This window comes from Ferdinandcohnia sp. QZ13 (assembly GCF_031324165.1).
In the GTDB taxonomy this organism is placed as follows: domain Bacteria; phylum Bacillota; class Bacilli; order Bacillales; family Bacillaceae_L; genus Ferdinandcohnia.
On the sequence record NZ_JAVIVW010000015.1, the window covers coordinates 1,674,335 to 1,696,262 of the forward strand.

The 21,928-nt window shown below is 40.4% G+C and carries 25 protein-coding genes; 4 read left to right on the forward strand and 21 right to left on the reverse strand.

Features of this window, described 5'->3' with window-relative positions; translation table 11 throughout:
* Positions 1–339: 339 nt before the first annotated feature.
* From RGU12_RS22145 to upp, 12 genes are all read right to left on the reverse strand, one after another.
* Positions 340–744, reverse strand: a complete 405-nt coding sequence (locus tag RGU12_RS22145) for a F0F1 ATP synthase subunit epsilon (protein ID WP_116352015.1) — start codon at positions 742–744, stop codon at positions 340–342.
* A 25-nt stretch (positions 745–769) separates the two neighbouring features.
* Positions 770–2,191 (reverse strand): F0F1 ATP synthase subunit beta, encoded by a 1,422-nt coding sequence (gene atpD / locus RGU12_RS22150; protein ID WP_116352014.1) that lies wholly within the window; start codon positions 2,189–2,191, stop codon positions 770–772.
* 89 nt (positions 2,192–2,280) lie between these two features.
* Positions 2,281–3,138, reverse strand: coding sequence for a F0F1 ATP synthase subunit gamma (locus RGU12_RS22155; RefSeq protein ID WP_116352013.1), 858 nt, complete (start codon positions 3,136–3,138; stop codon positions 2,281–2,283).
* Positions 3,139–3,248: 110 nt separating this feature from the next.
* Positions 3,249–4,760 carry a F0F1 ATP synthase subunit alpha gene (atpA, locus tag RGU12_RS22160; RefSeq protein WP_309537993.1) on the reverse strand — a complete coding sequence of 504 codons (1,512 nt, stop codon included), beginning with the start codon at positions 4,758–4,760 and terminating at the stop codon, positions 3,249–3,251.
* A gap of 11 nt (positions 4,761–4,771) precedes the next feature.
* The gene (locus RGU12_RS22165; RefSeq protein ID WP_309537994.1) at positions 4,772–5,314 is read right to left on the reverse strand and encodes a F0F1 ATP synthase subunit delta; all 543 of its coding nucleotides are present in this window, start codon (positions 5,312–5,314) and stop codon (positions 4,772–4,774) included.
* Positions 5,311–5,835: a F0F1 ATP synthase subunit B gene (atpF, locus tag RGU12_RS22170; protein WP_309537995.1), complete on the reverse strand. Its 525-nt coding sequence runs from the start codon at positions 5,833–5,835 to the stop codon at positions 5,311–5,313. The genes RGU12_RS22165 and atpF overlap by 4 nt, the downstream gene beginning before the upstream one ends.
* Before the next feature lie 227 nt (positions 5,836–6,062).
* Entirely contained in the window at positions 6,063–6,281 is a 219-nt protein-coding gene (gene atpE, locus RGU12_RS22175; protein ID WP_116352009.1) for a F0F1 ATP synthase subunit C, read from the reverse strand.
* 89 nt (positions 6,282–6,370) lie between these two features.
* Positions 6,371–7,105: a F0F1 ATP synthase subunit A gene (gene atpB, locus RGU12_RS22180; RefSeq protein WP_309537996.1), complete on the reverse strand. Its 735-nt coding sequence runs from the start codon at positions 7,103–7,105 to the stop codon at positions 6,371–6,373.
* A gap of 57 nt (positions 7,106–7,162) precedes the next feature.
* Positions 7,163–7,531, reverse strand: a complete 369-nt coding sequence (locus tag RGU12_RS22185; protein ID WP_309537997.1) for an ATP synthase subunit I — start codon at positions 7,529–7,531, stop codon at positions 7,163–7,165.
* Positions 7,532–7,537: 6 nt separating this feature from the next.
* The gene (locus tag RGU12_RS22190) at positions 7,538–7,759 is read right to left on the reverse strand and encodes an AtpZ/AtpI family protein (protein ID WP_116352006.1); all 222 of its coding nucleotides are present in this window, start codon (positions 7,757–7,759) and stop codon (positions 7,538–7,540) included.
* 307 nt (positions 7,760–8,066) lie between these two features.
* The gene (locus RGU12_RS22195; protein WP_309538312.1) at positions 8,067–10,298 is read right to left on the reverse strand and encodes a S8 family serine peptidase; all 2,232 of its coding nucleotides are present in this window, start codon (positions 10,296–10,298) and stop codon (positions 8,067–8,069) included.
* 239 nt (positions 10,299–10,537) lie between these two features.
* Positions 10,538–11,167 carry a uracil phosphoribosyltransferase gene (gene upp / locus RGU12_RS22200; RefSeq protein WP_309537998.1) on the reverse strand — a complete coding sequence of 210 codons (630 nt, stop codon included), beginning with the start codon at positions 11,165–11,167 and terminating at the stop codon, positions 10,538–10,540.
* A gap of 245 nt (positions 11,168–11,412) precedes the next feature.
* On the opposite strand from upp, the gene RGU12_RS22205 reads away from it, so the two are divergent.
* On the forward strand, positions 11,413–12,255 hold the full coding sequence (locus RGU12_RS22205) for an SPFH domain-containing protein (RefSeq protein WP_309537999.1): 843 nt from the start codon (positions 11,413–11,415) through the stop codon (positions 12,253–12,255).
* A 12-nt stretch (positions 12,256–12,267) separates the two neighbouring features.
* On the forward strand, positions 12,268–12,429 hold the full coding sequence (locus RGU12_RS22210; RefSeq protein ID WP_083497317.1) for a type II toxin-antitoxin system antitoxin: 162 nt from the start codon (positions 12,268–12,270) through the stop codon (positions 12,427–12,429).
* Between the two features lie 243 nt (positions 12,430–12,672).
* On the opposite strand, the gene glyA is transcribed toward RGU12_RS22210, so the two are convergent.
* The 9 genes from glyA to spoIIR all read right to left on the reverse strand — a co-directional run bounded on the left by glyA (position 12,673) and on the right by spoIIR (position 21,026).
* Positions 12,673–13,914: a serine hydroxymethyltransferase gene (glyA, locus tag RGU12_RS22215; protein ID WP_309538000.1), complete on the reverse strand. Its 1,242-nt coding sequence runs from the start codon at positions 13,912–13,914 to the stop codon at positions 12,673–12,675.
* Between the two features lie 643 nt (positions 13,915–14,557).
* Complete coding sequence (locus tag RGU12_RS22220) at positions 14,558–15,130, reverse strand: TIGR01440 family protein (protein ID WP_309538001.1); 573 nt, start codon at positions 15,128–15,130, stop codon at positions 14,558–14,560.
* Between the two features lie 194 nt (positions 15,131–15,324).
* On the reverse strand, positions 15,325–15,774 hold the full coding sequence (gene rpiB / locus RGU12_RS22225) for a ribose 5-phosphate isomerase B (RefSeq protein WP_309538002.1): 450 nt from the start codon (positions 15,772–15,774) through the stop codon (positions 15,325–15,327).
* A 122-nt stretch (positions 15,775–15,896) separates the two neighbouring features.
* Positions 15,897–17,183, reverse strand: coding sequence for a methyl-accepting chemotaxis protein (locus RGU12_RS22230; protein WP_116351998.1), 1,287 nt, complete (start codon positions 17,181–17,183; stop codon positions 15,897–15,899).
* 22 nt (positions 17,184–17,205) lie between these two features.
* On the reverse strand, positions 17,206–17,637 hold the full coding sequence (locus tag RGU12_RS22235) for a low molecular weight protein arginine phosphatase (RefSeq protein ID WP_309538313.1): 432 nt from the start codon (positions 17,635–17,637) through the stop codon (positions 17,206–17,208).
* Positions 17,638–17,807: 170 nt separating this feature from the next.
* On the reverse strand, positions 17,808–18,371 hold the full coding sequence (locus RGU12_RS22240; protein WP_116351996.1) for a manganese efflux pump MntP: 564 nt from the start codon (positions 18,369–18,371) through the stop codon (positions 17,808–17,810).
* A 71-nt stretch (positions 18,372–18,442) separates the two neighbouring features.
* Entirely contained in the window at positions 18,443–19,486 is a 1,044-nt protein-coding gene (locus RGU12_RS22245; protein WP_309538003.1) for an L-threonylcarbamoyladenylate synthase, read from the reverse strand.
* Between the two features lie 350 nt (positions 19,487–19,836).
* Entirely contained in the window at positions 19,837–20,283 is a 447-nt protein-coding gene (locus RGU12_RS22250; protein WP_309538004.1) for a GNAT family N-acetyltransferase, read from the reverse strand.
* A gap of 77 nt (positions 20,284–20,360) precedes the next feature.
* Positions 20,361–21,026: a stage II sporulation protein R gene (spoIIR, locus tag RGU12_RS22255; RefSeq protein WP_309538005.1), complete on the reverse strand. Its 666-nt coding sequence runs from the start codon at positions 21,024–21,026 to the stop codon at positions 20,361–20,363.
* Between the two features lie 191 nt (positions 21,027–21,217).
* Between spoIIR and RGU12_RS22260 the strand changes: the two genes are divergently transcribed.
* Both RGU12_RS22260 and RGU12_RS22265 read left to right on the forward strand, forming a co-directional pair.
* Positions 21,218–21,427, forward strand: coding sequence for a helix-turn-helix transcriptional regulator (locus RGU12_RS22260; RefSeq protein ID WP_309538006.1), 210 nt, complete (start codon positions 21,218–21,220; stop codon positions 21,425–21,427).
* Positions 21,424–21,897: a hypothetical protein gene (locus RGU12_RS22265; RefSeq protein ID WP_309538007.1), complete on the forward strand. Its 474-nt coding sequence runs from the start codon at positions 21,424–21,426 to the stop codon at positions 21,895–21,897. Before RGU12_RS22260 ends, RGU12_RS22265 begins: the two co-directional genes overlap by 4 nt.
* Positions 21,898–21,928: the final 31 nt, after the last annotated feature.

The following is a 21,928-nucleotide window of genomic DNA, read 5'->3' on the forward strand; positions in this document are numbered from 1 at the left end:
GTTTCAACAAATATAAAAAAAACCCCTATCTAATGGCCAATACTGTTAAAACCATTATATAAGGGATTAAATTATAGGGATAGCTAGTTTGAATTCTAATCCTACTTACTAAATTTCAGCCTTCCACCAACGATAATCGGATTCTATCGGCGTTAATTTTGTTCTATCGACGTTATTTTAATCCTATCAACTTTATTTTGATTCTATCGATTATAATCTGATTCTATCGATTTTAGCCAATTTTTCAATATACCTGTCAGCGAATCCATCCCATAACCCAACCCCAAATACGAAAAAAACCCCCGGGACCAAAGGTCTCCGGGGGTTCCAATACTAAAATTAGTATTTATTTTGTATTACGTTTAATCGATTGATGGCACGTTTTAAAGCGAGCTCTGCTCGTTTAAAATCGACATGTTCTTGTTTCGCCTGCAAGCGTTGTTCAGCACGATGCTTTGCTTGTTGTGCACGGTGAACATCAATGTGCTCTGCTGTTTCAGCAGCTTGAGCAAGAATTGTTACTTGGTCAGGACGAACCTCGAGAAAGCCTCCACTTACAGCCACAAGTTCAGTGTTGCCTTCCTTCTTAAGTCTAACTGCCCCTACTTGAAGAGGAGCAACCATAGGAATATGTCCTGGTAAAATACCGAGCTCACCGCTTTGAGCTTTGGCACTTACCATTTCCACATCAGCTTCATAAACTGGGCCATCAGGAGTCACGACATTGACTTTTACTGTCTTCATTTTATACCCTCCTAGGTCCCGTTAATTATGCTTCAACACCCATGCGCTTTCCAGCTTCTACTGCTTCTTCAATTCGACCAACTAGACGGAACGCATCTTCAGGAAGATAGTCGTATTTACCTTCTAGGATTTCCTTGAATCCACGAACAGTTTCCTTAACTGGAACATATGAACCTGGTTGACCAGTGAACTGCTCCGCAACGTGGAAGTTTTGAGATAAGAAGAATTGGACACGACGCGCACGGTGTACGACTAACTTATCCTCATCACCTAACTCATCCATACCAAGGATCGCGATAATATCTTGTAGTTCACGGTAACGTTGTAATGTTTGTTGTACTTGACGTGCAACATTGTAGTGCTCTTCGCCAACAATCTCAGGAGATAAAGCACGAGAAGTAGATGCTAATGGATCCACCGCTGGGTAAATACCCATCTCAGAAAGCTTACGCTCAAGGTTTGTTGTTGCGTCTAAGTGAGCAAACGTTGTAGCTGGAGCCGGGTCAGTATAGTCATCGGCAGGAACGTAAATCGCTTGGATTGACGTAACAGATCCAACGTTTGTTGATGTAATACGTTCTTGTAATTTACCCATCTCAGTTGCTAGAGTTGGTTGGTAACCAACGGCAGATGGCATACGTCCAAGTAGGGCTGATACCTCAGAACCTGCTTGAGTGAATCGGAAAATGTTATCGATGAAGAATAACACGTCTTGGCCTTGCTCATCACGGAAGTATTCCGCCATTGTAAGACCAGTTAAAGCTACACGCATACGCGCACCTGGTGGTTCGTTCATTTGTCCGAATACCATCGCTGTTTTTGAAATAACTCCAGAGTCTTTCATTTCGTAGTATAAGTCGTTTCCTTCACGAGTACGCTCACCTACACCAGCGAATACGGAAATACCACCGTGTTCTTGTGCGATGTTGTTGATAAGCTCTTGGATAAGAACTGTTTTACCAACACCCGCACCACCGAATAGACCGATTTTTCCACCTTTAATGTATGGAGCAAGAAGGTCTACTACCTTAATACCTGTTTCAAGAATTTCAACCTCAGTTGAAAGTTGTTCAAATGTTGGTGCTTCTCTGTGAATTGCATCACGACGTGCATCAGCAGGTACTGGAGCATCAAGGTCAATGTTTTCACCTAAAACGTTAAATACACGTCCAAGTGTTACATCACCAACTGGTACAGAAATTGGCTTACCAGTGTCAGTTACCTCTAATCCACGAACTACACCGTCAGTAGATGACATCGCAACTGTACGTACAGTATCATCACCTAGGTGAAGCGCAACTTCTAATGTTAAGTTGATGTCAACTTCATTTTCGTTACGCGCACTATGTTTAATAGTAAGGGCGTTATAAATCTCAGGAAGATGGCCGCTGTCAAACTGTACGTCTACAACAGGACCCATAACTTGGGTAACGCGTCCTTTTGTCATCGTTTTCCCTCCTAACTTACTTTTGGCGGTCATTCAATTCTTAACGTTCACTTGAATGCCTTAAAATCTATCTAATGTTGTTATATGTTCTATTCGAGTGCTGCTGCTCCACCGACAATTTCCGTAATTTCTTGCGTAATTGCCGCTTGACGAGCACGGTTGTATGAGAGAGTAAGTGAATCGATAAGCTCTTTCGCATTGTCTGTCGCATTTTTCATCGCAGTCATACGAGCAGAGTGTTCACTTGCCTTTCCATCTAAAAGTGCTCCGTAGATGAGACTTTCAGCATACTGAGGAAGCAATACCTCTAAGATCTCTTCTTGTGAAGGTTCGAATTCATAAGAAGTTTGTTTTTTGTTAGCAGCTAAATCCGATAACGGTAATAGCTTTTTCTCCGTTACATCGTGTTGAATCGCACTTACGAAATGGTTATACCACATGTAAAGCTCATCATACGTACCATCTGCAAACATATTTACAGTTGCATTTGCAATATCCTTAATTTCAGCGAAAGAAGGTTGATCAGATAAACCAGCGATTTCTAAGCTAACGGAAATCCCTCTTTTTACAAAGAAGTCACGGCCGACACGACCGATTGCAATAACTGTAAACTCATCAGTGCTTTTATGACGTTTTTGCATCGCCTGGTACGCACCACGAATCACGTTACTGTTATATGCACCTGCTAATCCACGGTCAGATGTGATGACAATATAAGCAGTCTTTTTAACAGGTCTGTGAAGTAGCATCGGATGACTTGCTTCCGAACTGCCCACTGCGATATTTGCAACGACCTCTTGAATTTTTTCCATATATGGAACAAACGATTTTGCATTTGCTTCAGCACGGCTAAATTTAGATGCTGAAACCATCTGCATCGCTTTAGTAATTTGACTTGTTTTCTTTGTTGAAGTGATTCTTGTTTTTATATCACGTAAGGATGCCAAAGGTTCTCACCACCTTTTCCTCGATTATTCGTAAACGCTTTGGAACCGAGTCTTCCTAGCTTTATTCAGATAAGCGACGCACGTATTGAACGTCGCTTACGCATTTCGTTTTACTCAGAAACTGCAAATGTCTTTTTGAAATCATTGATTGCAGAAGTAAATACTTCATCTTCTGGAAGCTTACCAGTTGACTTAATGTGATCAAAGATTTCAGCCTTACGGTTATGTTCTAACCATACGAAGTATTCTTCTTCAAAACGAGAGATATCTTCTACTGGAATATCATCAAGGAATCCACGAGTTAATGCATATAGAATCGCAACTTGCTTTTCTACTGCTAGTGGCTTGTTTAAACCTTGTTTTAAAACCTCTACTGTACGTGCACCACGGTTAAGTTTCGCTTGAGTTGCTTTATCAAGGTCTGAACCGAACTGAGCGAACGCTTCTAGCTCACGGTAAGAAGCAAGGTCAAGACGTAATGTACCTGATACCTTCTTCATCGCACTGATTTGCGCAGATCCACCAACACGTGATACGGATAAACCTGCGTTAACAGCAGGACGCACACCTGAGAAGAATAGGTCAGATTGTAAGAAGATTTGTCCGTCTGTAATCGAGATAACGTTCGTTGGAATGTATGCAGATACGTCACCAGCTTGTGTTTCAATGAACGGTAAAGCTGTAATCGATCCGCCACCTTTTGCGTCAGAAAGCTTCGCAGCACGCTCAAGTAAACGAGAGTGTAGGTAGAATACATCCCCTGGATATGCTTCACGACCTGGAGGACGACGTAGTAATAATGATAGTTCACGGTATGCAGAAGCTTGTTTTGTTAAGTCATCATAAATAACTAAAACGTGCTTACCATTGTACATGAACTCTTCACCCATTGTTACACCCGCATAAGGAGCTAAGAATAACATTGGAGCTGGTTGAGATGCAGAAGCAGTTACAACGATTGTGTAATCTAATGCACCATTTTTACGTAATGTTTCAACAACACCACGAACAGTTGATTCTTTTTGACCAATAGCAACGTAAATACAGATCATATTTTCGTTCTTTTGGTTAAGGATTGTGTCGATTGCAACAGATGTTTTACCTGTTTGACGGTCACCGATGATCAACTCACGCTGACCACGACCGATTGGAATTAATGCGTCAATCGCTTTGATACCAGTTTGTAGTGGTTCATGAACAGATTTACGGTCCATGATCCCAGGAGCTGGACTTTCGATTGGACGAGTTTTTGTAGTTTCGATTGGACCTAGACCATCAACTGGTTGTCCTAGAGAGTTAACAACACGGCCGATCAATGCTTCACCAACTGGAACCTCCATGATACGTCCTGTACGACGTACTTCGTCACCTTCACGAATATCTGTGAAAGGACCAAGGATGATAATACCTACGTTGTTTTCTTCAAGGTTTTGTGCCATACCCATGACACCGTTTGAAAATTCAACGAGTTCTCCAGCCATGACATTGTCGAGGCCATGAGCACGTGCGATACCGTCACCGACACTGATAACTGTACCAACTTCGCTCACTTGTATTTCAGTCTGATAGTTTTCAATTTGCTTTTTTATCAGCGCACTAATTTCTTCAGCTTTGATGCTCATGAATTTCACCCCTATCTTTTCGCAATAAGTTGACGCTCTAAGCGGTCTAACTTACCTTTTACACTTCCATCAAATATACGATTTCCGATTCGAAGCTTTACGCCACCAATCAGACTTGGATCTACAATGTTTTGAATACGTAAAGAAGATTTTCCAACTTTTCTAGCAAATACACTTGAGATTCCTGCTTCCTCTGAGTCTGTTAATGGACGGACAGAGTAGACAGTTGCATCCGCAATTCCGCGTTTGTCATTTGCAAGTGCAATAAATTCTTCCGCAACATCAGCGATAATATCTTCACGATGACGATCAATTAATAAATACAGCGTATTTAATGTCATCTGTGAAAAACCTTGAAAGGATTGTGTTACAATCGCTTTTTTCTTATCAGCTGTAAGCTTTGGATTTTTTAATACAGATTGGAAATCACCGCTATTTGAAAACACTTGTTTCACTGTACGAATTTCTTCTTCATACTGATCAAGTGCATGTTGTTCACTTGCTAATTGAAAAAGAGCTACTGCATATCGCTTTGCTACGATTCCTTTGCTCATCGCCCTTCTCCTACCTCTTGAATATATTCGTTAATTAACTTCTCTTGATCTTCAAGGCTAAGTTCCTTTTCGATCACTTTAGAAGCAACTAACACTGAAAGTGATGCAACCTGTTCACGTAAAGCAGCAACGGCTTGTTCTTTTTCTTGAACGATTTCTTGCTTTGCAGCTTCTTTTAAACGGTTGGCTTCGTCACGAGCAGCTTGAATAATTCCTTCTTTCTGCTCTTCACCTAGTTTACGTGCATTTTCGATTAATTCAGCAGCTTCTGAACGTGACTTTTTAAGAAGTTCACGTTGTTCTTCTGCTAATTTTTTCGCTTCTTGGTGATTTTGCTCTGCAGAATCAATTTCATTTGCGATATGTTCTTCACGTTGTTTCATGATATTCATGATTGGACCGAACGCAAATTTACGAAGTAACGCTAATAAAATGATGAATACAACCAATTGGAAAATGATATCTCCAAGGTTAACAGGCAATTTACCAGCGGCAGCGCCTAAGACAAAAAGATCTAACACCTATATTCCCTCCTTTTTCGCGAGTTCCAGGTCGAATGGAAGTCCTTCATTTCATCATCACGTGCAATAATAAGCACGATTAAGTCTTTTTTTGGGTAATACAAAGGAATGGCGAAGGTTCTCTTGGAATGATCTTCGCCATTTTGTTATCTAGCCTTCACTTTTTAAGGTTACGAAATAAGGAAAGACCTTAGATGCAACTTCAAGGAAAGCTTCGAAAAATCATCTTATGCGTTAGCGCCGAATACCATGAACGCGATAACTACTGCGATGATAGGAATCGCCTCAACTAACGCAACCCCGATGAACATAGTAGTTTGAAGTTTACCTTGTGCTTCTGGTTGACGAGCAATCCCCTCAACTGTACGAGATACGATAAGACCGTTACCAATACCAGCACCTAGTGCCGCTAAACCAATTGCAATTGCTGCTGCTAATAAACCCATTGAAAAAGTCCTCCTTTAATTGTATAAAAAAATTTATAATAATTGATTTTTGTTTGCCCAAAAAGTCTCATTTTGGACAAGGTTTATTTTTAATGGTCTGTACTTACTTTGTGTGAAATATAAACCATTGTTAACATTGTAAAAATGTATGCCTGGATGGCACCAACAAAGATACTAAATCCTTGCCAAGCAATCATCGGAATAAAGGCTCCGATTGTACCTAAGATACCTCCGAGAATGCCACTTTCATAACCACTTACTGCCATACCAGCAATTAATCCGAGTAGGATTTCACCAGCATAGATGTTACCAAATAGACGCAGTCCGAGAGTTAATGTGTTTGCAAATTCTTCGATAATTTTTAATGGGAACATAAATGACATAGGTTTAAAGAAATCTTTACCGTATTCTTTTGCACCTTTCATCTTTATTCCATAGTAATGCGATAATCCAACAACCATAACTGCTAGTGTTAACGTAATCGTTGGATCAGCAGTTGGGGACTTCCACCATAATTCATGGCCCAAAATGATCGCAAACGGTAATCCTAGAAAGTTTGCTACAAGGATATACATGATTAATGTAATCCCTAGTATTTGAAAACGTCCACCTGTTTGCCAGTCCATTGAACTTTTGATAATTCCTCGAACAAAGTCCATGACCCATTCCATAAAGTTCTGAGCACCGGTTGGCTTCATTGCAAGGGTACGAGTTCCGAGAACCGCGATAATGAATACAATCACACTCGCGATTGTGATCATCAGCATGTTAGATTTACTAAACCAAAGTCCAAACAATTCAAACGTAGGAGCTTCGTGACCCAACAGTATTCACCTCTCTTCCCATATTGTCCAGCGCAAACCTGAGTTTTACGCTTTAGTCTATTTATGAAGTTTTTGAAAAAAGAAATCTATCATAATGACAAAGTATGCTGTCATTAATCCAATAATCATACTACCTAAGTGGAACTTTTCTGGATATTCCATTACGACTAATACCGCTAAACCTGCAACCGCCATTCTAGACATTGTTCCAAGCGATCGGACTGTTCGACCCTCTTCAAAGGCTTTCGTAAATTGCTTGTTTTTGCGAGCCAACGAAAATAGAATCCACAGACTTCCTAGTGTTCCTAGAATTAATCCTAGGAAGACCGATTTATATGCAGTGAATCCCCAGCCTAGTACATAGATTGCGAGTAAGTAGAATATGTATTTACGATATCTCGTAAACGCTATGGATAGATCCTGCATATCAAGTTAATCTCCCGAGAAAAAATGATTGACTAGACGAAGTGTTGCGTAGACTCCTGTTGCTAGTCCTAATAGAAGGCCAAGAATTAAAAAAAGCGGTTCAGTGGCTAGCATCTGATCAATCCATCTACCGAGGAAAATACCTATTAGAATCGATCCTACTAACTGAGATAGAATACCAGACATTAGCGCATAAGCTCGTAAAGGATGCTTATCATTTTTAGACATCAGCAACCCCCACTTTACGCGTTTGAGGTAGGTTTTGAACGTGTCAGAAAATACTCAATTTTCCAAGTAATACTACGATGAAAACCTTCTCATTCATACCCTTTGTAAGCATACAATAGGCACCTATTAATGTCAATTGTTTGTAAGGAAAAAGTTCACCTTCTCACAAGCGATTTTATCGCATTCCACATCCGCTTACAAAAGCCATTTAATCGTGATTTTTGTTAGTCCTATCACCGTAGTATTAATCCAAAAATTCACTTATCGTTCACAAAAAGTTCATAATTAGATGTAGGCGACCAAAGTTTTAGTGGCCGCCTATCATTGTATCCTCAAATGAGATTTCAGTTTCTAGTATATCCTCTTTGCCGGCTTTTCTAACAAAAATGATCGCCTTAAATATTCCACTTAAGTTTCGATCTTTTCTGTTCACCTCTTTCTCTACTAATCCCCTTGCGACATTTCGGTCCCAATCTAAAAACGTCACAAACCTTAAACTGTCTGGATTATAGAGAACAATCCCATACTCATCTGCTCCACCAGGTAAGTACAATTCATATCGAAACACATCTTTCTTATCCCCTTTTCCAAATTGAAATCCCATAATACGAGGATAATCGGGTTCTTCAATCACGTACATATATGGAATGTGATATCGATTTTTTCCTTCGTTTAAAAATAAATTCCCATAGTGGAGCCCAGCACCAATGGTACTTGGTGTGATATCAAGCCCGATTGAAATCTCCTTTTTTTGTTTCGGTTTTACAGTAAAGGGTATGGGCAAGTCCCATTGAATTCCTTTTCTGTTTTTTGGAAACTCGAAAGAATATTTCTTTTCTTCTTCAGACTGATTATCTATCGTTATGTTTATCCTTTTTTCTGTGCGTTTATCTTGATGATGTAACAGCCCCGCCGAAAAAGAACCTGGATAGATTAGTGTTTCCGAGTGAATTGCTTCATGAAGCTGAATTCTACCCGCTCCTTGTTCATATGGCTTGTACAAGGTTCCATCATCTTTTTCTAATAGCCGTGCTGTATTCATGAGTGCGGCTTTAATTTGTTCCGGTGTCCACTCAGGGTGTGCCTGTTTTAAAATGGCACTTGCTCCAGCTACATGCGGCGCAGCCATACTTGTCCCCTGCATTTCCTCGTATCCATTTGGAATCGTGCTATCAATCGCTACTCCTGGTGCCACCACATCCGGCTTAATCGCCCATGTGTGCGTGACAGGACCTCGGGAACTAAAGGAAGCAATTGTGTCTTTCACCTCTTGGAACGAGGTTTTCACAACAGCATTCTGAGACTTCAATTGTTTCTTTAGCCATTCCCCATCTGCTTTTGAAAGGGATGCAACAGGTATTTGAAGTTCCTGATCTAATGAACCTGAGAAGTTTCCATCCGTATTGTTATAGATTAGAACAGCAATCGCTTCGGCTTTGAGGGCGCGAACGGCTTTTTCGGTAAATGTTATTTGCCCTCTTTCCATTAATACAATTTTATTTTTTGCCTTTGGAAATGTTTTTTCCGTACCTATTCCCGCATCAACAATTTCATATTTCTTTATGAGTTTCCATGGTATTGACCCTTGGAGAGGTTGAAGCTCAATTTTCCGATTCGAAAATCCTATTGTAAGATATGGTACAGTCATTGGCGGTGTTGATGCACCAACAGATATCGCCTTTGATGATGTCCCAGGTGAACCAACCGTCCATACCTTTGGGCCTGAATTTCCACTCGAAGTTACCGCCACAATTCCTTTTTCTGTTGCTTTATCCAACGCAAGACTTGTTGGCCAGTCGGGTCCATTGATGGTATTACCAAGAGATAGATTGATGACATCGACCTTATCCTCAATTGCCTTATCTATAGCCGCAATGACTTGTTCAGAGGTTCCCATTCCCCCTGGTCCAAGTGCGCGGTAGCCAATGATATCAGCTTCAGGCGCCACTCCTTTGATTTTTCCATTCGCCGCTATAATCCCCGCAACGTGGGTTCCATGCGAGGTGTTTCGCCCTTCAACTCCCTTGGTCTCCATCGGGTCATCATCACCATCAACGAGGTCATAGCCCCCTTTATAATTTCTTCTTAGGTCTGGATGTGTGTAGTCAACACCGGTATCAATCACACCAACTTTGACGCCTTTTCCGGTTAAGCGATGATCCTTTTTATCAAAATGACTTCGAATCTCGTCCCCCCCAATAAAAGGAACACTTTCTTTAACAGAAATCTGATAGGTTGTAACCGGAGAACTATGTTGAACGCCAGACTCCATTTTTAACTGTTGAACCTCACGTCTTCTTCCTGTTACGGAAAAACCTGAAAATACATGCTTGTATATGTGGTTAATTTTTATGGAGGAATAGATTGTTTTTGTTTTCTCTATTATGGAATTAAATTGATTTTCATCCGTTATTATAATTTCGTGCACCATTTCATCCATATCCTCTTTAGGCAAAGGGGGTCGGTCTGGAAAACGGTGCGCTTCGACAGGATTTGCTGAAAATAGGAGGATCATACTTATACAAATACCCAGTAACATTTTCACAAAAAAACCACCTCTTTGAGATAGCATTTCTCAAAAGGTGGTCGAATATGTGAGTTCCAGTTGCAGCGCCTAGAAACTCGAGAAACTTCAACTCCTCTGCGCAGAGGCAAAGTACGCCTCTTTGTCGGAGTATCGACGCACTGGAAGTGCTAATGCCGACGGCGCCACAGGACGTGGCGAATTTAGCCGGCCAGTTTTCTCATTTCTATGCAAGGCGCTTCCATCATTTTCGCTTATTTTGTTCCGAATAGACGGTCTCCAGCGTCTCCAAGACCTGGAACGATATAACCATGGTCGTTCAACTTCTCATCAAGTGCCGCGATATAGATATCAACATCAGGATGAGTATTTTTCATTGCTTCCACACCCTCAGGTGCTGCTACTAGGCACATAAACTTAATATTCGTTGCGCCACGTTTCTTTAAAGCATTAATGGCTTCAACTGCTGAACCACCTGTTGCAAGCATTGGATCCACCACGATGAATTCACGCTCTTTGATATCAGAAGGCATTTTAAAATAATACTCAACCGGCTGTAAGGTTTCAGGATCTCGATAAAGACCAATATGCCCTACCTTTGCTGCTGGGATCAAACGTAAAATTCCGTCTACCATACCCAAACCAGCACGAAGAATTGGTACAATCCCGATTTTCTTCCCAGATAAAACCTTGGATTTTGCCTTACCTACAGGAGTTGTAACCTCCACTTCCTCGAGTGTCATATCACGTGTGATTTCAAACGCCATTAAGCTTGCTACTTCGTCTACTAATTCACGGAATTCCTTCGTACCTGTGTTTATATCACGTATGTATGTAAGCTTGTGCTGAATTAGTGGGTGATCAAAAACGTACACTTTCCCCATCGTCCATCTCTCCTTTTTAAGTATGCTTCTTTTAGAATTTCCTTCTGTTGAAAAAATAACACTACGAACTGCATTTTTTGCACTTCAATAAATTTTACAGAAAAAACAAAGCATGTTCAAGACGAAACTAAAAAATACATAGAATGATTAAATTTTAAATGTTCAGTTAATTTATTTACATTTTTATACAAAAGTGATATCATAATAATATAAAATAAATATCGAAATGAAATGAGGTCGATCCCATGAAAGAAACACAAGTATGGAAACTTAACGGTTTTTTAGGGGTTCTAGTCATTGCTGTATTCATTACACTAGGAGTCATGATGCTGATCAACACAAAGGTTGTGTTTGGAGTTCTGTTTGTCGCTATTGCGGTGATTTTGGCTTCTGGTATTACAATCATTCAACCTAACAAGGCAGGTGTTGTAATCTTCTTCGGAAAATATTTGGGAACCATTCGCGACAGTGGCATGTTTTTAACCGTACCATTCTCTATTCGCCGAAGCGTCTCCTTACGCGTAAACAACTTTAATAGTAAAAAGCTAAAGGTTAACGACGTTGAAGGGAATCCAATTGAAATTGCGGCAGTTATTGTGTATAAGGTTGTTGATTCAGCAAAAGCCGTATTCGATGTAGACCATTACGAGGAATTCGTAGAAATTCAAAGCGAAACCGCGATTCGACATGTTGCTACTCGCTACCCTTATGACACATTTGAAAATGTTGAACTCACTTTGCGTGGAAATTCCGAGGAAATCTCAAATGAATTGGCTGCGGAGCTACAGGATCGTTTAAAAGTAGCAGGTGTCGAAGTTCTTGAAGCGCGCCTCACTCATCTTGCCTACTCAACCGAAATTGCCCAAGCGATGCTTCAACGTCAGCAAGCCACTGCCATTATTGCAGCTCGCCAAAAAATTGTCGAAGGTGCGGTCGGAATGGCACAAATGGCAATCAAGCAACTCGAGCAGGATAAGACCGTGGACCTTGACGATGAGCGTAAGGTGCAAATGGTGAACAACCTATTAGTCGCAATCGTCTCTGAAAAATCAACTCAGCCTGTCATTAACGCAGGTACTCTCTATTGATGAGGGGCTAGCATGTCTAAAAAAAAGAGCTTTCCATTGCGGCTAGATCCCGACCTCTATGAAATTTTACAAAAATGGGCTGCCGATGACTTTCGAAGTGTCAACAGCCATATCGAGTTTCTTTTAAGAGAAGCGGCTAAAAAGGCAGGTAGAATTCCGAAAAATAAACAGTAATTTGAGATTGCGCTTAGACCATGGTCTAGGCGCTTTGTTTTTGGCTGGGGGATGGTTGAGGTTTATCGGACAATGGCTTCGGTTATCGAAAAAAACTCATTTACACGGAAGGCTTTTCGGGGATTGCGCCCCAAGTTCCATAATAGTGCCCTGACCTAAGAGGATTGTTCCCTACCTATAAATAATCACACCCTACCTAAAAAAGGCAGGATTCCCAAAAAAGGAGTCCTGCCTTCAAGTATCTTAATACTCGTTATAAAGTACGAACTTGCTAGTTAATGCTTCTACACGCCCGCTTGCTTCAGCTAACTTCGCTTCGTCATCTGAATTTTTCAATGCAAATGCGATGATTGACGCAATTTCATCCATATCCACTAAACCAAAGCCTCTGCTTGTTACTGCTGCAGTACCGATACGGATACCACTTGTTACAAATGGGCTTTCTGGATCGAATGGAATCGTATTTTTGTTCACAGTGATGCCGATATCGTCAAGAACCTTTTCAGCCACTTTACCAGTTAGTCCTAATGAACGAACATCCAATAGTAATAAGTGATTGTCAGTTCCACCAGATACGAGGTCTAAGCCTTCTTTTTGTAAAGATTCTGCTAATCTAGCTGCATTGGCCACGATATTTTTAGCATATTGTTTGAATTCGTCTGTTAAAACTTCCCCGAATGCAACAGCTTTTGCTGCAATTACGTGCATTAAAGGACCACCTTGGATACCAGGGAAGATTGACTTATCGATTTTCTTTGCATATTCTTCTTTACATAGGATCATACCACCACGTGGACCACGTAATGTTTTATGAGTTGTTGTCGTAACGAAATCCGCATATGGAACTGGGTTTTCATGAAGACCAGTCGCAACTAATCCTGCGATATGAGCCATATCCACCATTAAATAAGCGCCAACTTCGTCCGCAATTTCTCTGAACTTTTTAAAATCAATGGCACGTGGATATGCACTCGCACCTGCAACGATCAGCTTCGGCTTATGTTCTAGTGCTTTCGCACGTACATCGTCGTAGTTAATTTTATGTGTTTCAGGATCGACTCCGTACTCCACAAAATTATATTGAATTCCACTGAAGTTTACCGGACTACCATGTGTTAAATGTCCACCATGGGAAAGATTCATCCCAAGCACAGTGTCGCCCTGCTCTAGGATTGTAAAGTATACAGCCATATTTGCTTGAGCTCCAGAGTGTGGCTGCACATTCGCATGCTCAGCACCGAAGATTTCCTTCGCACGGTCTCTTGCAATGTCCTCCACAACATCCACATGCTCACAACCACCATAATAACGACGGCCAGGGTACCCTTCTGCATATTTATTTGTTAATACAGAACCTTGAGCTTCCATAACTGCTTCACTTACAAAGTTTTCAGATGCAATCAGTTCAATTTTTGTACGTTGTCTTTGTAGTTCATCTTGAATCGCACTAAATACTTGTTGATCTTGCTCCGATAAATGTTTCATTTGGAATCCTCCTTTTAATCGATGTATGAATTATTCCGCTAATTTGAAAAATACCTTTCCATTGTAACACTTTTATTCGGTAGTAGGAAGATTAAGTTTTTTATCGATATCCCTACAAAATCGCTATTAACCGGGTTTATTAGCTGTTAAAACGTTGCTATGGCTGGTTTTCGCTTCAACTTAATAGACTTATATTCTTTTCGCAAAACACGAACATTCAATTGTTTTTTTAAAAAATCGTTCACTTATTTAGAACCGTAGGGACGGTTCTATTGGCTCCTTAAAAGAGATACCAATGCAACTATATTTTTACTTTAAAAAGAATTATAGGATTTTATTTATCTGTGGAAATTCATATGAAGGTTAATATTGAAGAAGTTAATAGGAAAGCATATCCGTTTATATTTCACTACCTGACCCAATATCTAAAACTATGATAGTTAATATCACATTTTCTTCTAAAGTCACCAAACCGGCATCTGTAGTCTACAAAATCAGAGTCTTTTATCGGTTTTACATTTGGTGATTTATAGGGGGCGGATTCTAAACTGTCCAGAATTTCCGTTAATTGTACACATAAAATCAAAAATAAAAAAAGAGCCACAGAACCGTCCCCTTGGTCCCGCGACTCCTCGTAGCTCATCTAGCATTTTTTATTTTCTTTTTTATCGGGATAGACAGCACGCTCTCCTCCGATGAGTTTTGGTCTGGCTTTGGCCATTGTGACGTGGGCTCCACCAATTTCCTTTACTGAGCTTCGAATGGGTACTGCAACATGCTTTAGATGCATCCCGATGAAGGTGTCGCCAATATCAATTCCCGCTTCAGCTTTAATAAACTCAACTACAACTGGATCGTTAAAATGTCCGTATGCATAGGTTGCCATTGCGCCACCGGCTGTTCGAACAGGCACCACCGTTACTTGCTCATAATTTTTGTGTGATGCAGTTTCACGCTCAACAACCAATGCGCGGTTTAAATGCTCACAACACTGAAACGCAAGCTCGACGCCGACATTTTTACGAAGAGAATTTAGCTCACTAAAAATCATTTCGGCCACTTCCTCAGACCCTGCTGTTCCAATACGTTCGCCAATAACCTCACTCGTACTGCAACCAACAACGAGCAGTTCTCCTTTTTTCAACGAAGCTTTTTCCGCAAACTCTAAAAGGATCGTCCGAAGCTGACCTCTCCATACTTCAATATCCCCAACCATTACCGAACCCCCCCTGCAATCAAATACGCCTTGACGGATTTGCGCCCAGACTTTTTCGCCTGCTCGAAAAGTTTCCCTTAAAAATCTGTGGCATCCGCCGGAGGCTGTAAGTTTATGGAGTCGAACATTTATGTTTGACTCCATAAACTTAATAGAATACGCCTGATTCAAAAAGTTCTCAGGCGCCATATCTTCTATTCTTCTGTGCTGTTTTCGTATTCAGTAATTTTATTGATTCTGTTTTCATGGCGACCGCCCAAAAACTCAGTTGTAAGCCATGCTTTTGCAATTTCACGGGCAAGTCCTGGGCCAATCACACGCTCACCCATTGCCAGGATGTTGCTGTTATTGTGCTCACGAGTTGCCTTTGCACTAAATACATCATGGCAAAGTGCACAACGGATACCACGAACCTTGTTCGCAGCAATGCTCATTCCAATTCCAGTTCCGCAAATTAAAATACCACGATCATATTCCCCGTCTGCTACTTTATTAGCAACTGGTAAGGCATAATCCGGATAATCAACAGAAGTTGAGCATTCACAACCGAAGTCATCATATTCAATCTTAAGTTCGTCCATTAAATGCTTGATTTCTTCACGTAAGTTTAGACCACCATGGTCCGATGCAATTGCAACTTTCATTGTAAATCCCCCTAGTATCAAATGTACTTTTGACTATTTCAACACCAAAAGACATAAACTTTACCCTTATTATACCTAAAAAAGAACTCCCGAACCAAAACGGGAGCTTTTTTTCATGAGTTTTATAACGTAAATCGCTGAATGGTTTGCTTTAACTGACTAGCTTGACCAGCAAGCTCCTGGGCTAAACTGTCCACATCACAAATCACACTTGTTTGGTGCTGGGTTGCTGCACTTACTTCCTGTGCACCAGCTGATGTTTCTTCTGCAATCGCCGCAACCTCCTGTGATTGCAAGGAAGTCGCTTGAATACGGTCCATTTGTTTTTCAACCAATGTAGCAATTTGCTTAACGGCATCAGCCACTTCATGGACAGACGTTGTCATTTCAGCAATTGCCTCATTTGTAATCGTTCCTTTTTTCGCTTCTTCGTTAGCAACCGCAACTTGTTCGGATATCTGAACAACTACATTTCGAACCTCTTGCTGGATATTTTTAATCAACTCGGAAATGCCTTGTACGGCCTTTGAACTTTCATCTGCTAGCTTTCTCACTTCTTCCGCTACAACCGCAAAACCTTTTCCATGTTCACCCGCGCGTGCCGCTTCGATCGAAGCATTCAAGGCAAGCAAGTTCGTTTGACCAGCGATATCGCCAACAAGTGAAATGATATGTTCTACTTCCTTTGCATTCGTTTCTAGACGATTTACCGCCTCAAGCGAGGTTTGATTGTTTTCAACAAGCTTATTAATTCCAGATACGAGCGAATGCACAACATCTTTACTGTCATTTAAGGTATCAACCATTTCAACAGATAATTTCTGTGACGTTTTCGCATTTTGCTGAACCTCTTCGGCAATTTGAATCACATCTTCCACGGATTCAGCCGTTTCTTGAATCGATACTGCAGAGCTGTCAGCACCTTTGGAAATCTCAGATATTGTACGATTAATATTTTCTGCCTGCTCAGAAGCAAGACTGGACGCCTTCGTAATCTCAATCACTTTTTCATTTGTATTTTCAAAGTTTTCCTCGATATTATGTACCATCTCACGTAGATTATGTAGCATTTTATTAAACGCAAGACTTAGGCTACGAATCTCGTCATCTGATTTTAAAACAGGTACATCCTCGCGAATATCACCGTTTGCAGCATGAATAGCCACCTGTTCTAACTTCTGAAGTGGCTTTGTAATAAAGGATGCCGCAAAATAAGCAAGAATGCCAGACCAGATAATACCTAAAGCCAATGTGCTTATCACAAAGACTTGTTGACTCACCATTTCTTCAACGAAAGGATACACAAAATAAATGAATAATGCTGATGTTGAATACGTCACAACCGCTAAAATAGTTGTAAATAGTACTAATTTTAATCTTAAACCAAATTTGTAGCGCCTTTTTTCCACCCGATTCTCCCCCTGAATCTATCTATTTTAGTTTAGAAAGTACTTTTTCAATTAATGGTTCGAGTTCCACATAGGTTTCTCTATAAATGTCAACCGGTCCTCCGAAAGGGTCTGAAACATCTCCACCGCTGTCCACATACTCTTTTAATGTAAATACCTTGTCCCGAGCTTCCGGGAAACTGTGAAGAATTGCCTGTTTATGATGACTGGTCATGGTTAAAATACAAGTCGCCCACTCTATAAGATCTTGCGTTAACAAGGAAGACGAATGCTGACACTCGATTCCATTTTCCTGTAAAACATGGGCAGTATTCGTTGAAGCAGGACTTCCGTCACTAGCAAAAATCCCTGCCGATTTGACCTCAATGCTTTCGCCTGCCTTTTTTCGTAAAATGGCTTCAGCCATCGGACTTCTACATGTATTTCCTGTGCAAACAAATAAAACACGTATCATTTCATCACCCTTTTTCATCATTGCCCTCATGCTACTTTCGACCCAAATATTTAGACAAAATTCGATATAATTCCATTATAATCGAGATTCACATGAAAGATATAGCCAATATTTAAAAAAAGAGCACGGATTTTCACCCGCACTCGCAGTTTTGTCATAATTTTACCCTTTTATAAAGGAAATAGTAATTTTACCCCAAAGACGAGGAGAATGCATCCACCTAAAACCTCACTGTATGTACCAAGCCAGTTTTGGACCTTTCGACCTAATAGAAGTCCGATCCACGAAAGAACCATACTAACGATCCCAAACATGAGAATCACCATGACTGTTTTTGCACCGTATATCCCTAGCGAAAGCCCGACGGAAAAACTATCTAAACTCACACTTAAAGCAAAAATAAATAAGCCGAATCCAACCGGTGTAATCATACGCTGGTGATCATCGTCCTTGAAGGAAGAAATAATCATTTGTAAGCCTAAAAATAAAAGCAATCCACCGCCTACATAGGTTGCAATAGCTCCAAATGTATCTGATAAAAAATGTCCAATCATCATGCCCGCCAATGGCATCCACATGTGAAACAGACCAATGGTGATCCCGATTGAAAAAATTTGCTTGAGCCTCAACCGGATTAATCCCATCCCAAGCCCAACGGAAAATGCGTCCATTCCTAAAGCAAATGCCATGATAAATAAGGTTATAATTTCTCCGAGAAATGCTGTAATATCCATCTTCTACCTCCTTGGACGTGCCTATTTCAACATATGCATGTACAAATCGAAATAGAAGAAGGATTTCCCAATTATTCAGTTATCATTTTATGTCCTGCTGCCTTGGTTAGGCGATTCATGATCGCTTGTCCGATGCCTTCACTTGGAAAGCTCTCACTAAAAATCACATCGACACCACTTTCATCAAATAAGCGCAACACATCATACAGTCTATTAGCAACTGACTCCAAGTCCTCGCGGGAACCACAAGCAATAACTTTATCCGCTTCATACGTATTTTCGCGCTCTTTCGTTGTCAGGACTCCAACCTCTAACCCCTCGTTTTGTTTTTCTTTTACAAGAGACTGGATAAATTCCACCTGGCCATTCACAATCGTAAGAGGTGCAGTTGGCGCATAATGTGTATATTTCATTCCAGGTGACTTCGGTGCTTCGCCTTCTGTTAAAATGGCCCTATCGACCTCGACGATACCACATACTGCCTCAAGCTGTTCCTTTGTCACTCCACCTGGTCGTAGAATCACAGGAACTTCACCCGTGCAATCCAGAACAGTTGACTCCAATCCAACACCTGTTGCTCCGCCATCAAGAATCCCCGCAATTTTACCAGTCAGATCATCAGCTACATGCTTTGCAAGTGTCGGACTTGGCTTGCCAGAAGTATTTGCACTCGGCGCAGCAAGTGGTAGACCTGTTGCGGAAATCAAAGCTAATGCAACCGGATGACTTGGCATTCGTACCGCTACCGTTTTAAGTCCTGCTGTCACCTTTTTCGAAACTGCATCTTCTTTTCTATTTAAAACAAGTGTTAGGGGACCTGGCCAAAATTTCGCAATTAGCCGCTCCGCCTGCTCAGGAATCTCCTGAACAAATTTATGTAGCTGCCCGATTGTGGAGATGTGGACAATCAGTGGATTATCACTAGGACGACCCTTCGCCTCGTAAATTTTCGAAACAGCTTCATCTGATAAGGCATTTGCCCCAAGCCCATATACTGTTTCCGTCGGGAAAGCCACCACTTCATTTTTCTGTAGAAGACTTGCCGCTTCTATTATTTGTGGATAAATTTCTAAATTTTGTTGGTGTTTATCCACAACCCATTGCTTTGTTTCCATGTAACGCAACTCCTATGTAAAAATCCTTTAGTAATGTCACTTTTTAATTATTGTAATATAAAAAAGTATAGGTTTATAAGTGGTGGAAAACAAGTGTTATCCACATTTTGTGGATAACAAACTCTAAAATGTGGATAATTATGTGGATATAACCAGTTTTGCCACAACCCACACAAAGAGGAAATATTTCATCCACAGCCCATATTTTTCACCATGTTCCATAGATTATCACATTTATCCATCCTTTAACAACAGAACTTACCCACATTATCCACAATCAGACGTCAAAACCAAAATAAAAACCCCCACTTGCGCACATACCGTCCACATTTAGGAGTTTAAAAATACTCTTATTTTTCAATTTGCGAAACCATGAACATCGGATCAGCCTTTTTAAGGAGCTGTGAGATATGATTCGAGCTTTCAATATGGCCAGGAAGCTCATCGACTTCTACTTGCTCGAAGCCAAGCATTGCAAAAAATTGAATCGACGCTTGTTTATTTGTCGCTAAAAACAGTCGATTTAACTCCTTATGCTTTGCAAGTGAAATGGCACTTTTAAATAGAGTTAATAAATTCGTTTGATCTACACCAGGAGAAATCACCAGCGATCGAAGCAATCCATCTTGCTCAATTCTTTCAATCCCTAACGTCGCAAGGATTTTTTGTTCAGCGTCCTCCAATAAAATAAAGTGATCAATAATCGAACCAACACCTTCAGAACTAACTTCAGCTTGTCCCAAAAAGGCAGAGACCTTTTCAATATCTTGCTCATTTGCCGTTCTAATTTGTTTCATTTTCGCCACCCCATCTTTCGTTATCCTAGTAACTACTCTATGAGGCATCTTAAAAAATAGAACTAAATGCTAGATTTTTAGCTAAATAAAGATGTGAAAAATTCAACTAAGAAAAATTTGACCTCGACTTCTTCCTCGTCATTTTCATCTTTATCTTCTTTGTCCTTCTTTTCTTTCTTATCTTCCTTTTCAGTCTTTTGCTCAAGCGCCACATCTTTTCCTTCCTCATCAGATGCTTCAATAGCATCTCCTGTTGAGAAATCTAAGAAACATAAAGGCGGGAACAACACACACCACCAATTTGCACCTTCAGCTTCACCTAATGAAATCAGGATTGCTTCATACTCACCGGCCGGATATAGGAATTGCCCATAAAGCTTTGTTGGAAATTGAACATTGCGTCCGTAATCAACCGTATATGCTTGATTGCTATTTTCTTCTTCTAATACACCAGCAACGATTTTTTCAATTTCTGGTAGTCTTTCTTGAATTAACTCTCTAGCCGCATCAATCGAAGTTAACTCCGCCACCCAGTCCGTAATTTCTGCATTGACCGCATCACGTACCTTGCGCTTTAAAGCCTGATCTTTATCGGAATCACTATTGGCTAAAATCCGAAGACGAATTGCTTCATCCGGAATTACCTGTGGCTCCTGTGCACTTGTTTCTTTTATCAATAAATGGCTATTCGCCCCAATTAACAGTAAAAATATAAATGATACAATCGTAATTTGTTTACTCATTTTCTAGCACCATCCCTTCACAACCCATTCTCGCCAAAAATATAGATTCCTAAACTACCAAATTTGAAAAATCTATTAAACTAGTTTTTAATGGGTGATTTTCATATTTTTTAAAAAATATGTCAAGTTGACTTTACAAAATGTATAGTTTACTTTACAATGAGTGTAGAAACAAATGGAGGATATTGTAAATGGAGATTAAAAACCGCGTGAAGGAACTCCGCGCAAAGCACAGCTTGACACAAGGCGCACTAGCTGAAAGGGTCAATGTAACACGGCAAACAATCGTCGCCATGGAAAAAGGAAGCTATATCCCTTCCCTACTACTCGCAATGAACATCGCACGAACGTTTAACTTGCCAATTGAAGAAATATTTTATTTGGAGGATGAGGAAAAATGAGTATTTTTCGTAATGTGGTGTATTCAATTATTTCGATCGCACTTTTGGGTTGGGCATTTTCAACGATGTATTACGCACATTTAGACTTTGCTGAGATTGTAAAAACCAATCAAGAACCACCTTGGACCGTTGAAATTAACATGTTACCCACGTTTATTGCAATCGTAGTGGGAATTATTTTTTCAGCCATTATGGTTCCACAACTGAAGAAGAAACGCAAATCATGGAAAGGTGCATTTTTGTTACCAGTCGAATTTGAAGAAGGAGATGAGCGTGAAAAGGAACTAACCGGAAAAGCATGTCGGGCTTCTTATATTAGTATGTGGTACACGTTTCCAATCATCACTGCCCTATTTTTTGTCTATCCATTCATCTCAGATTACGCCCCGTACTATCCAATTATCTTACTACTGCTATATCCGTTGATTCAGATGATCGTTTATTTTATTTCGTGGAAGAGAAACTATTGAAACTGCCGATTCATTAAAAAAGGCTTGGGTT

Excerpts from the sequence above, each read along its gene's own strand:
- RGU12_RS22145 (WP_116352015.1), bottom strand. The coding sequence starts at position 744 with ATGAAGACAGTAAAAGTCAATGTCGTGACTCCTGATGGCCCAGTTTAT.
- atpD (WP_116352014.1), bottom strand. The coding sequence starts at position 2,191 with ATGACAAAAGGACGCGTTACCCAAGTTATGGGTCCTGTTGTAGACGTA.
- atpA (WP_309537993.1), bottom strand. The coding sequence starts at position 4,760 with ATGAGCATCAAAGCTGAAGAAATTAGTGCGCTGATAAAAAAGCAAATT.
- RGU12_RS22165 (WP_309537994.1), bottom strand. The coding sequence starts at position 5,314 with ATGAGCAAAGGAATCGTAGCAAAGCGATATGCAGTAGCTCTTTTTCAA.
- atpE (WP_116352009.1), bottom strand. The coding sequence starts at position 6,281 with ATGGGTTTATTAGCAGCAGCAATTGCAATTGGTTTAGCGGCACTAGGT.
- RGU12_RS22185 (WP_309537997.1), bottom strand. The coding sequence starts at position 7,531 with ATGCAGGATCTATCCATAGCGTTTACGAGATATCGTAAATACATATTC.
- RGU12_RS22190 (WP_116352006.1), bottom strand. The coding sequence starts at position 7,759 with ATGTCTAAAAATGATAAGCATCCTTTACGAGCTTATGCGCTAATGTCT.
- RGU12_RS22195 (WP_309538312.1), bottom strand. The coding sequence starts at position 10,298 with ATGTTACTGGGTATTTGTATAAGTATGATCCTCCTATTTTCAGCAAAT.
- upp (WP_309537998.1), bottom strand. The coding sequence starts at position 11,167 with ATGGGGAAAGTGTACGTTTTTGATCACCCACTAATTCAGCACAAGCTT.
- RGU12_RS22205 (WP_309537999.1), top strand. The coding sequence starts at position 11,413 with ATGAAAGAAACACAAGTATGGAAACTTAACGGTTTTTTAGGGGTTCTA.
- RGU12_RS22210 (WP_083497317.1), top strand. The coding sequence starts at position 12,268 with ATGTCTAAAAAAAAGAGCTTTCCATTGCGGCTAGATCCCGACCTCTAT.
- glyA (WP_309538000.1), bottom strand. The coding sequence starts at position 13,914 with ATGAAACATTTATCGGAGCAAGATCAACAAGTATTTAGTGCGATTCAA.
- RGU12_RS22220 (WP_309538001.1), bottom strand. The coding sequence starts at position 15,130 with ATGGTTGGGGATATTGAAGTATGGAGAGGTCAGCTTCGGACGATCCTT.
- rpiB (WP_309538002.1), bottom strand. The coding sequence starts at position 15,774 with ATGAAAGTTGCAATTGCATCGGACCATGGTGGTCTAAACTTACGTGAA.
- RGU12_RS22235 (WP_309538313.1), bottom strand. The coding sequence starts at position 17,637 with ATGATACGTGTTTTATTTGTTTGCACAGGAAATACATGTAGAAGTCCG.
- RGU12_RS22240 (WP_116351996.1), bottom strand. The coding sequence starts at position 18,371 with ATGGATATTACAGCATTTCTCGGAGAAATTATAACCTTATTTATCATG.
- RGU12_RS22245 (WP_309538003.1), bottom strand. The coding sequence starts at position 19,486 with ATGGAAACAAAGCAATGGGTTGTGGATAAACACCAACAAAATTTAGAA.
- RGU12_RS22250 (WP_309538004.1), bottom strand. The coding sequence starts at position 20,283 with ATGAAACAAATTAGAACGGCAAATGAGCAAGATATTGAAAAGGTCTCT.
- spoIIR (WP_309538005.1), bottom strand. The coding sequence starts at position 21,026 with ATGAGTAAACAAATTACGATTGTATCATTTATATTTTTACTGTTAATT.
- RGU12_RS22260 (WP_309538006.1), top strand. The coding sequence starts at position 21,218 with ATGGAGATTAAAAACCGCGTGAAGGAACTCCGCGCAAAGCACAGCTTG.
- RGU12_RS22265 (WP_309538007.1), top strand. The coding sequence starts at position 21,424 with ATGAGTATTTTTCGTAATGTGGTGTATTCAATTATTTCGATCGCACTT.